Annotated in this window: 12 protein-coding genes; 8 read left to right on the plus strand and 4 right to left on the minus strand. The window is 67.2% G+C overall.

Annotated elements, in window-relative coordinates:
• The coding region (locus B4A72_RS00760) for a DUF2118 domain-containing protein (RefSeq protein ID WP_292977951.1) at nucleotides 1-620 on the plus strand (620 nt) is incomplete at its 5' end.
• A 31-nt stretch (nucleotides 621-651) separates the two neighbouring features.
• Here B4A72_RS00760 and B4A72_RS00765 read toward each other — a convergent pair.
• Nucleotides 652-1,068 carry a DUF4174 domain-containing protein gene (locus tag B4A72_RS00765; RefSeq protein WP_292952599.1) on the minus strand — a complete coding sequence of 139 codons (417 nt, stop codon included), beginning with the start codon at nucleotides 1,066-1,068 and terminating at the stop codon, nucleotides 652-654.
• Nucleotides 1,069-1,122: 54 nt separating this feature from the next.
• Here B4A72_RS00765 and B4A72_RS00770 point away from each other — a divergent pair, with 54 nt between their 5' ends.
• Nucleotides 1,123-1,743, plus strand: coding sequence for a hypothetical protein (locus B4A72_RS00770; RefSeq protein ID WP_292952596.1), 621 nt, complete (start codon nucleotides 1,123-1,125; stop codon nucleotides 1,741-1,743).
• Here B4A72_RS00770 and B4A72_RS00775 read toward each other — a convergent pair.
• Together B4A72_RS00775 and B4A72_RS00780 are read right to left on the minus strand one after the other, a co-directional pair.
• A complete protein-coding gene (locus B4A72_RS00775; protein WP_292952593.1) occupies nucleotides 1,691-1,891 on the minus strand; it encodes a hypothetical protein in 201 nt (66 codons plus the stop codon). The genes B4A72_RS00770 and B4A72_RS00775 overlap by 53 nt on opposite strands.
• Before the next feature lie 51 nt (nucleotides 1,892-1,942).
• A complete protein-coding gene (locus tag B4A72_RS00780; protein WP_292952590.1) occupies nucleotides 1,943-2,461 on the minus strand; it encodes a DUF4174 domain-containing protein in 519 nt (172 codons plus the stop codon).
• Between the two features lie 57 nt (nucleotides 2,462-2,518).
• Here B4A72_RS00780 and scpA point away from each other — a divergent pair, with 57 nt between their 5' ends.
• The 4 genes from scpA (at nucleotide 2,519) to B4A72_RS00800 (ending at nucleotide 7,122) form a co-directional block, all read left to right on the plus strand.
• A complete protein-coding gene (gene scpA, locus B4A72_RS00785) occupies nucleotides 2,519-4,654 on the plus strand; it encodes a methylmalonyl-CoA mutase (protein WP_292977952.1) in 2,136 nt (711 codons plus the stop codon).
• Nucleotides 4,655-4,783: 129 nt separating this feature from the next.
• A complete protein-coding gene (locus tag B4A72_RS00790) occupies nucleotides 4,784-5,305 on the plus strand; it encodes a hypothetical protein (RefSeq protein WP_292952584.1) in 522 nt (173 codons plus the stop codon).
• Between the two features lie 112 nt (nucleotides 5,306-5,417).
• Complete coding sequence (locus tag B4A72_RS00795) at nucleotides 5,418-6,707, plus strand: homoserine dehydrogenase (protein ID WP_292977953.1); 1,290 nt, start codon at nucleotides 5,418-5,420, stop codon at nucleotides 6,705-6,707.
• A gap of 76 nt (nucleotides 6,708-6,783) precedes the next feature.
• Nucleotides 6,784-7,122, plus strand: a complete 339-nt coding sequence (locus tag B4A72_RS00800; protein WP_292952577.1) for a DUF6665 family protein — start codon at nucleotides 6,784-6,786, stop codon at nucleotides 7,120-7,122.
• Here B4A72_RS00800 and B4A72_RS00805 read toward each other — a convergent pair whose 3' ends face one another.
• Entirely contained in the window at nucleotides 7,123-7,746 is a 624-nt protein-coding gene (locus tag B4A72_RS00805) for a lytic transglycosylase domain-containing protein (RefSeq protein ID WP_414692134.1), read from the minus strand.
• A 184-nt stretch (nucleotides 7,747-7,930) separates the two neighbouring features.
• Between B4A72_RS00805 and ssb the strand changes: the two genes are divergently transcribed.
• On the plus strand, nucleotides 7,931-8,413 hold the full coding sequence (gene ssb, locus B4A72_RS00810) for a single-stranded DNA-binding protein (RefSeq protein WP_292952574.1): 483 nt from the start codon (nucleotides 7,931-7,933) through the stop codon (nucleotides 8,411-8,413).
• Nucleotides 8,414-8,641: 228 nt separating this feature from the next.
• Nucleotides 8,642-9,183, plus strand: a 542-nt coding sequence (locus tag B4A72_RS00815) for a Glu/Leu/Phe/Val dehydrogenase dimerization domain-containing protein (RefSeq protein ID WP_292977954.1), incomplete at its 3' end; no start/stop codon positions are given.

The following is a 9,183-nucleotide window of genomic DNA, read 5'->3' on the forward strand; positions in this document are numbered from 1 at the left end:
CCGATACCGAGATAGCCCGCGTCGCCGCCGCCGCTGCCGCCATGCACCGCATGGCCGAAATCAGGCGCGCGCGGATCAGCGGGCGGCTGGACAACCACGAACGCCATGTCGGCGAGAACTGGGTGATCTTCGTCGCCGGACGCGAAATCCCGGTCAGGATCAGGGCCGATCGCGAGGGGGCGACCGTGACCATCGACGGCCACGATCTGCGCGTCGAAAGCGATTGGAGGCCCGGCCGGTCGCTGGCGCGACTTTCGGTCAACGGCCGGCCGCTGGTCATGAAGGCGGACAGGATCCCGGCAGGGTTCCGCCTGCGTCTGCGCGGTGCCGATCTGCGCGTGCATGTCCGCCGCCCGCGCGCCGCCGAACTGGTCCGGCTGATGCCCGAGAAGATCGCGCCCGACACCTCGAAACTGTTGCTTTGCCCGATGCCGGGGCTGGTCGTGAAGATCAACGTCGCTGCGGGTGACGAGGTGCAGGAGGGTCAGGCGCTGGCCACGGTCGAGGCGATGAAGATGGAAAACATCCTCCGTGCCGAAAGGAAGGGTGTGGTGAAATCCGTCAGCGCCGAGGCGGGCCAGAGCCTGAAGGTCGATGACGTGATCATGGAATTCGAATGATCGGCCGGCCCGCCCCCGTGCCGATCCCGGTTCAGCCGTCCTGGCCAGCCTCGCGTCGGCGCATGGGCATGGCGTCGATCAGCGCGAAAATATCTTCGGGATCGACGGGTTCGTGCCAGATCCGCTTGACCCCGCCATCCTTGCCGATCAGCAGCACCGCAAAGCCGCTGCCCGCCTGGTCGCGGAGGGGGCCGGCCCCCGGCCCCTCGATCAGCAGCACGATGTCGCGTTCGGCCAATGCCGCGGGTTCGGATGTCAGGGCCAGAACCTGCGCCGCCAGGGGCGCGCCCTCGGCCAGGATCACCACCGGGCGGGCCTGCCAGCGCAGACGTTCCAGCGTATCGGCGCGGATCGGCTGCGGCGTCGTCCCGCCCTGCCCGGAACCGGCAGGGGCAAGAACCGGCCAGAATGCCAGCGCCAGGGCACTTATCGGCAGGGTGCGGGTCATCGCTTTCTCCTTTGCCTCAACCCTACGCCCGGCGGCGCAAGCCGGTTCCTTCCGATGACGCCGATACCGCCGCTGGATCCCTATCTCAGTCCGCAGGGGCAGCAGGCGGTCATCGCCGGGCTGTTTCTGGCCATCGGCTGGTGGGTCGTGGCGCTTCAGAACCGCAGGCGCGATGCCAAGCTGCGTGAAAACCGCGTCCGCGATGTCCAGCGCGCGCTGTTCGCCGAGATCCGGGCGAATGTGGCGGCCTTGCGGCGCGAGGATCTGGAAACCTACGGCGAAACCATCGCCCGGCGGATCGAGGACAATCCCGGTTTTTTTCCGACCATCCCGACCGAATCGAACGACGCCATCTTCCGTGCCATCATCGCCGAAATTCACGTCCTGCCGCGCGACACGATCGACCCGATCGTGCTGTATTACCGGCAACTGGACGTGATCGGCGCGGCCATCGACGATCTGCGGGTGCTGGACGTGGACCTGATCGGGCCCGAACGCGCGGCGGATCTGTATCGTGATTATATCAATTTCAGGCTGGAGGCGCTGGACCTGGGCGAGGACGCGATGATCGCGATCGCCAAGGACGTTGACGGAACCGGGCGCGGCGACATGCCCGCAGCCGTCAGTAACCCGGACGCGGTCCGGTCCGGCCAAGAATCGGGGCGACGCCCATGATCCGTTCGGCTTCCTCGATCAGTGCGGAACGGGCCGCCCGCAGATCCTTGTCCATGATGCGGGGACGGATCGGGCGGGACGGGGTGTCGCGTGGCTCGGCCGGCGCGGCGGCCGGACGCCTGGTGCGGATGCGTTTCGGATCAGCCATCATCGTCTCCCTTTGCCGTCTCAATATGGGGCGTTCCGGGCGCGATTGCAATCAGGGCGACATGCCCGTCCGGCCGATTTCCTGCAGCCGCAAGGGGAACTTGTCGATGGCGCGGCTGATTTCGCGCACGTCCCAGGGAAAGGGCTTGCGCAGCTTGACCTGTCCGTCCTTGTCCATCACCACCAGCGAGAAGCCGCGCGGACGCAGCAGCCGGCGCCATTCTCCGTTGGCACCCGGATCGGTATCGGTCACGACGATCACGTCGCGGTCCAGCAGCATCCCCGGCCGGCGGCGCAGGGCTTGTATCTGCTCGCGAAAGGCCGGATCCTCGGCCGTGTCGGCAAAGATCACGACCGGGCGCGATTTCCACCGGAAATCCCCCGGCGAGACCTGGGCCGCGTCGCGTTCGATCAGCTCGGCCGCCGCTGCCGGGGCCGGCGCGCTGTCCGGCATCTCTTCGGGACTCATCGGCGCGGGCGGATCCGGCTGCGGCACCGCCTGGGGCGGCGCTTCGCGCGCCGGGCCCATCGCCGCCAGCAGGGTCGCAAAGATCAGGAATTTCAACTTCATCGGCACCTCGTCCTGTGCTGAATATAAGCACGGACCCGGCCGGGGAAAGGACGCATCATGACAAAACCGACGCTGGAAGCCTGGCGCAGGCTGGCCGAGAAGGAATTGAAGGGCCGCGACCCCGACGAACTGGTCTGGGACACGCTGGAGGGAATTCCGGTCAAGCCGCTTTATACCCAGGCCGATACGGCGGATTTGCCGCATATGGGCAGCCTGCCGGGGATCGCGCCCTTCACCCGCGGCCCGCGTGCGACGATGTATGCGGGACGGCCCTGGACGATCCGGCAATATGCGGGCTTTTCCACGGCCGAGGAATCGAACGCCTTCTATCGCCGCAATCTGGCGGCTGGCCAGCAGGGCGTATCGGTCGCCTTCGATCTGGCCACCCACCGCGGCTATGACAGCGACCATCCCCGCGTCGAGGGCGATGTCGGCAAGGCGGGCGTGGCCATCGATTCGGTCGAGGACATGAAGATCCTGTTCGATGGCATCCCGCTGGATCAGGTCAGCGTGTCGATGACGATGAACGGCGCGGTGATCCCGATCCTGGCCAGCTTCATCGTCGCGGGCGAGGAACAGGGCCATGACAAATCCGCGCTGTCCGGCACCATCCAGAACGACATCCTGAAGGAATTCATGGTGCGGAACACCTATATCTATCCGCCCGAACCCTCGATGCGGATCATCGCGGACATCATCGAATATACCGCAGACGAAATGCCGCGCTTCAACAGCATCTCGATTTCCGGCTATCACATGCAAGAGGCCGGCGCGAACCTGGTGCAGGAACTGGCCTATACGCTGGCCGACGGGCGCGAATACGTCCGCGCGGCCCTGTCGGCCGGGATGGATGTCGACAAGTTCGCCGGCCGGCTGTCCTTCTTCTTCGCCATCGGAATGAACTTCTTCATGGAGATCGCCAAGCTGCGCGCCGCGCGTCTGCTGTGGCACCGGATCATGTCGGAATTCGGGGCGAAGAAGGACAGCAGCCTGATGCTGCGCACGCATTGCCAGACTTCGGGCGTCAGCCTTCAGGAACAGGATCCCTACAACAACGTGGTCCGCACGGCCTATGAGGCAATGTCGGCGGCGTTGGGCGGCACGCAGTCGCTGCATACCAACGCGCTGGACGAGGCCATCGCCCTGCCCACCGATTTCAGCGCCCGGATCGCGCGGAACACGCAGCTTGTCCTGCAGGAGGAAACCGGCATCACCCATGTCGTCGATCCGCTGGCAGGCAGCTACTATGTCGAAAGCCTCACCGCGGAACTGGCCCGAAAGGCCTGGGCGCTGATCGAGGAGGTCGAGGAAATGGGCGGCATGACCAGGGCCGTCGCATCCGGCATGCCCAAGCTGCGGATCGAGGAAACCGCCGCCCGGCGTCAGGCGCTGATCGACCGGGGCGAGGACGTGATCGTGGGTGTGAACAAATACCGCAAGGATCGCGAGGATCCGATCGAGATTCTGGATGTGGACAACGTGAAGGTCCGCGACAGCCAGATCGCGCGGCTGGAACGGATCCGCGCCAGCCGCGATCAGGCGGCCTGCGACGCGGCGCTGGCCGAGGTGACGCGTCGCGCGGCCGGCAGCGGCAATCTGCTGGCGGCCGCCATCGAGGCCGCCCGCGCCAGAGCCACGGTGGGGGAAATCAGCATGGCCATGGAAAAGGAATTCGGGCGCCATCGCGCCGAGGTGAAGATGCTGGCCGGGGTCTATGGCGCGGCCTACGAGGGTGACGAAGGTTTCGCCGCGATCCAGCAAGACGTGGAAACCTTCGCCGAACAAGAGGGCCGGCGCCCGCGCATGCTGGTCGTCAAGATGGGTCAGGACGGACATGACCGTGGCGCCAAGGTGATCGCCACCGCCTTCGCTGATATCGGCTTCGATGTCGATGTCGGCCCCCTGTTCCAGACCCCGGAAGAGGCGGCCCAGGACGCGGTGGACAATGACGTGCACGTGGTGGGCATTTCATCCCAGGCCGCGGGCCACAAGACGCTGGCACCCAGACTGATCGAGGCGCTGAGGGCACAGGGCGCGGGCGATATCCTGGTGATCTGCGGCGGGGTCATCCCGCAGCAGGATTACGATTTCCTGAAGAATGCCGGGGTCAAGGCGATCTTCGGTCCCGGCACCAACATCCCCGCCGCCGCCGCCGATATCCTGCGCCTGATCCGCGCGGCCCGTGCCGCCTGAATGCGCCCCGCGACGGCCGGCGGCCCAAGAACCGCCCGCCCCCGCCGCTGCCGGCGGCGCCACGGCAGGCTTTCTTTCCGCCGCAGGGAGGGGGCAGACAGCCCCCGCCGGCCCCGCTAGAACGGGCGCATGAGCCTGCCCCGCGCGCCCGATCGATTATCCGACGAGATGGCCCTGGCCATCGGCCACGCCGTCTCGGGCTTCGGCTTTCTGGAAGAGGCGCTGAAACGGGCGATCTTCTCGTTGACACGCCAGGGACTGGGCGAGGATGCGACCGAAAGCGCGCTGGAGAAATGGCTGCGGCGGATGGAAGAGATCGCCGACGATTCGCTGGGCACGCTGATCGACAGTTTCGTCGCCGCGACGAACCGCGCCGGGATCGAGGACAGGCAGGCGCTGGCCGGGACGCTGAGCGAGCTTCGGCTGCGGCGGAACCTGCTGTGCCATGCCTCCTGGCGGCCCGGCGATCGGCCGGGCTACTGGCATCCCACCTTCATCAACACGCGCGGCGAACGCTATCCGGACGACATGAATCCGCAGGATGTCCGCGACATCCATGCCGCGACGCTGCAGGCCGCGCGGCGGATCGTGTCGATCATGCGCGCGACCGGAATCGACGGCGAATGGGCCGGCCATCGGGACGAGGATTGAGGCCCTGTCGCGATCCACGCCGGCCGGCGTGCGGTGATAACGGCTTTCCCGCGTTGCAACGCCGCCCCTGCCGCGCTAACACGCCGCGAAATCGCGACAACAAGAGGCTTCCATGTCGTCCCCCCTGCGCCTGGGCATTGCCGGGCTGGGCACCGTCGGGATCGGTGTCGTCAAGATCGTGCAGAAACATGCCGAACTGCTGGGCCGCCGGACCGGCCGGGCGGTGACGATCACCGCGGTCAGCGCGCGCGACCGGATGAAGAACCGCGACGCCGATCTGTCGGCCTATCGCTGGGAGGACGACCCCAATGCCGTCGCCACCGCCGATGACGTGGACGTTTATGTCGAACTGGTCGGCGGCGAGAATGGCGTCGCCAGAGACAGCATCGAGGCGGCGCTGCGCGCGGGCAAGGATGTCGTCACCGCCAACAAGGCGCTGCTGGCCGTCCACGGGCAGGCGCTGGCGGAACTGGCCGAAAGCCTGGGTCGGGTGATCCGCTTCGAGGCGGCGGTCGCGGGCGGCATTCCGGTCATCAAGGCGGTGACGGAATCGCTGGCCGGCAACGAACTGCGCCGGGTGATGGGCGTCATGAACGGCACCTGCAACTACATCCTGACCCGGATGGAAAGCGCGGGCCTGCCCTACGAGGCGGTCTTCGAAGAGGCCCGGCAACTGGGCTATCTGGAGGCCGATCCGACGCTGGACGTGGGCGGCATCGACGCCAGCCACAAGCTGGCCATCCTGTCCTCGATCGCTTTCGGCACCCGGATCGATTTCGGCGCCGTCGAGATCGAGGGAATCGAGCGCGTCAGCATCGACGACATCCGCCGCGCGGCCGACATGGGCTATCGCATCAAGCTGCTGGGCGTGGCGCAGATGACGCCGCGCGGCCTGGAACAGCGCATGGCGCCCTGCCTGGTGCCGGCGGAAAGCCCGCTGGGCCAGTTGATGGGCGGCACCAACATGGTCGTGGTCGAGGGCGACAGCGTCGGCCAGATCGTTCTGCGCGGCGCCGGTGCCGGCGAAGGCCCGACCGCCAGCGCGGTCCTGTCCGACGTGGTCGAGATCGCGCGCGGTGTCCGGATGCCGGTCTTCGGCCAGCCCGCCGCCGCGCTGCAACGGGCCAAGCCCGCCCGCACGGCGGTGCCCGCGGCCTATTACATGCGGCTGGAATTGCAGGACAAGCCCGGCGCGCTGGCCAAGGTGGCGACGGTTCTCGGCGATGCCGGAATCTCGATCGACCGGATGCGTCAATACGGCCAGCACAGCGACAGCAGCGTGCCGGTGCTGGTCGTAACCCACAAGACGACGCCCGAGGCCATCGACTACGCGATCGAAGCACTGCCGCGCACCGGCGTGCTTGTCAGCGACCCCGTGGAACTGCGGATCGAGGAAGTCTGAGCAAACCGGACCGGCCCCCTTGCACCTGGGCCGCAGCGCGCTAGGCTGGATGGCGGCAGTTCCGGGAACGAAATCCATGTCGGACCTTTTCCTCCGCCTCGACTGGGCCAGCGCCCGCGGCCGCGATCAGCAAAGCCTGATCGAGGACGAATTTCGGGCCGAACGCGCCTCGTCCCTGGGCATGGCGGGCAGACGGCTCGAGCGCGCGCTGGCGGCGCTGGAAGACTGCGACGATGCAGGCCGGGAAAACCTGATCGAGCCCGCGGCCCGCGCCGCGTGGGAATTCATGGTCACGCGCGAAATGGCGGGCCTGCGCGACTGGCCCTCGGTCGCGCGGCAATACCGGATTCCGCGCTCGGTGCTGCTGCGCATGGGGGCCGCTCCGTCGAAATGCGGACCCGATCCCCGGCGGTGATCAGCTTCCCGCGATGACGCGGACGTAATTCATCGTCTCGCGATAGGGCGGCACGCCGTTATACTTCGCCACCGCCGCCGGCCCGGCATTATAGGCCGCAAGCGCCAGCCGCCAATTGCCGAACTGGTTGTACATCATGCGCAGATAGCGTGCCCCGCCTTGCAGATTCTGCACCGGATCAAGCGGATTCACCCCCAGTTTGGCCGCCGTGCCGGGCATCAGCTGCGCCAACCCGGTCGCCCCCTTGCGCGAGCGGGCGCGCGGGTTCCAGCCCGATTCCTGCTGCACGAGACGCAGGAAAAGATCCTCGGGCACACCATATTTGCGGGCCGCCGCGCGGGCATGGGGGATATAGTCGCTGCTTCTGCCACGATAGGCCGGGATACGGTTGGACAACTGGATGTCGGCGATACCGCGATCCTTGCCGCCGGGCTGAAGCCGCGCCGATTCCTGATACTGACCGGCCAGTCGCGAATCCATCAGCCGCGTCTGGCGCGCGAATTGTTCGGCCCGCGACTTCGAGGAACTGCCCGACAGGCGCAGGCCCTGGGCCGAAACCGGAACCGCGAGCGCCGTCATCAGCAGCGCGCACAGCCCCGCCTTCATGCTTGAGATGATCCTCATGCCTTCGCCCTCGTTCATGTTCTTGGCTTTTCCGGCGACTATACAGCAAACCGCCCTTTCCGCCAGCCGCGGCACCCCGACGGTTCCGGGCCCGAACGCGGTCGGCGGGAACTCGCCGATTGCACTGAGGCCGCGGGCTGGATAGACCGATGTCGAAGCGACACGAAAGCAGGGAATCCGCGTCATGGCAGGCAGCGTCAACAAGGTCATCCTGATCGGCAATCTGGGCCGCGATCCCGAGATCCGCACCTTCCAGAACGGCGGCAAGGTGGCGAACCTCCGCATCGCCACCTCGGAGCAGTGGAAGGACCGCAACAGCGGCGAGCGCCGGGAAAAGACCGAATGGCATTCGGTCGCGATCATGTCCGAAGGGCTGGTCGGCGTGGTCGAACGGTTCCTGAAGAAGGGCAGCAAGGTCTATATCGAGGGCCAGCTGGAAACCCGCAAATGGCAGGACCAGTCCGGGCAGGACCGCTACACGACCGAAATCGTCCTGCGCGGGTTCAACGGCACCTTGCAGATGCTGGATGGACGCGGCGAAGGCGGCGGCGCGGGCGGCGGCGGCTATGACGAAGGTCGCGGCGGCGGCTATTCGGGCGGCGGCGGCGACAGCGCCCCTTCGGCCGGCGGCGGGCGCAGCGACTACGACGACGAAATCCCGTTCTGAGACCGGAACAGGGCGAATCGGCCGGGCGGTCCCTTCGGGCCGACAGTTGTCATGTCCGGCCGCCGGCGCGAAGGTTGCGCGGCTCGCCAATCCGGCCTTTTGCAAATTGCGCGTTCCGGCCACGATCTTTGCAGATGATCCCTGGCTTGCAATACCGTCTTTCGCGGCGTTTCTGACCGTCCATGTCGATCCGTCATCCGGGATCGCGCGAGATGGGAGGAACCGAACATGGATGTCACGACACGGGATCTGGACCCGCCCCGGGGCTTCGAGAGGCTGGTCCTGGCCGAGGCGCCCGAGGCCGGTCTGCGGGCGCTGATCTGTCTTCATTCGACGGTGCTGGGCCCCGCGGCCGGAGGCTGCCGGATGTGGCCCTATGCCAGTGATGCCGAGGCGATCGCTGATGTGACGCGGCTCGCGGCCGGGATGACATCGAAGAACGCGATGGCCGGGCTGGGGCTGGGCGGCGGCAAGGCGGTCATCATCGGCGACGCGCGACGCGACAAGTCACCTGCGATGATGCGTGCCTTCGGCCGCGCGGTCGAGACCCTGGGCGGCCTCTACTATACCGCAGAAGACGTCGGCGTGTCGCCCGACGACATGGCCCTGGCCGCGCAAGAGACGCGCTATGCCGTCGGATTGTCGCAGGGCTCGGGCGATCCCTCGCCCTGGACAGCCGAGGGTGTGTTCCGCTGTCTTCGGGTCGGCGCGCGGCACGTCTTTGGCAGCGACGATCTGGCCGGGCGCCGGGTGCTGGTCCAGGGGCTGGG

This window comes from Paracoccus sp. UBA5162, assembly GCF_002413585.1.
Classification (GTDB): domain Bacteria; phylum Pseudomonadota; class Alphaproteobacteria; order Rhodobacterales; family Rhodobacteraceae; genus Paracoccus.

Bases quoted from the DNA above. Each gene is read 5' to 3' on its own strand.
- B4A72_RS00765 (WP_292952599.1), bottom strand. From the start codon at position 1,068: ATGACCCGCACCCTGCCGATAAGTGCCCTGGCGCTGGCATTCTGGCCG.
- B4A72_RS00770 (WP_292952596.1), top strand. From the start codon at position 1,123: ATGACGCCGATACCGCCGCTGGATCCCTATCTCAGTCCGCAGGGGCAG.
- B4A72_RS00775 (WP_292952593.1), bottom strand. From the start codon at position 1,891: ATGGCTGATCCGAAACGCATCCGCACCAGGCGTCCGGCCGCCGCGCCG.
- B4A72_RS00780 (WP_292952590.1), bottom strand. From the start codon at position 2,461: ATGAAGTTGAAATTCCTGATCTTTGCGACCCTGCTGGCGGCGATGGGC.
- scpA (WP_292977952.1), top strand. From the start codon at position 2,519: ATGACAAAACCGACGCTGGAAGCCTGGCGCAGGCTGGCCGAGAAGGAA.
- B4A72_RS00790 (WP_292952584.1), top strand. From the start codon at position 4,784: ATGAGCCTGCCCCGCGCGCCCGATCGATTATCCGACGAGATGGCCCTG.
- B4A72_RS00795 (WP_292977953.1), top strand. From the start codon at position 5,418: ATGTCGTCCCCCCTGCGCCTGGGCATTGCCGGGCTGGGCACCGTCGGG.
- B4A72_RS00800 (WP_292952577.1), top strand. From the start codon at position 6,784: ATGTCGGACCTTTTCCTCCGCCTCGACTGGGCCAGCGCCCGCGGCCGC.
- B4A72_RS00805 (WP_414692134.1), bottom strand. From the start codon at position 7,746: ATGAGGATCATCTCAAGCATGAAGGCGGGGCTGTGCGCGCTGCTGATG.
- ssb (WP_292952574.1), top strand. From the start codon at position 7,931: ATGGCAGGCAGCGTCAACAAGGTCATCCTGATCGGCAATCTGGGCCGC.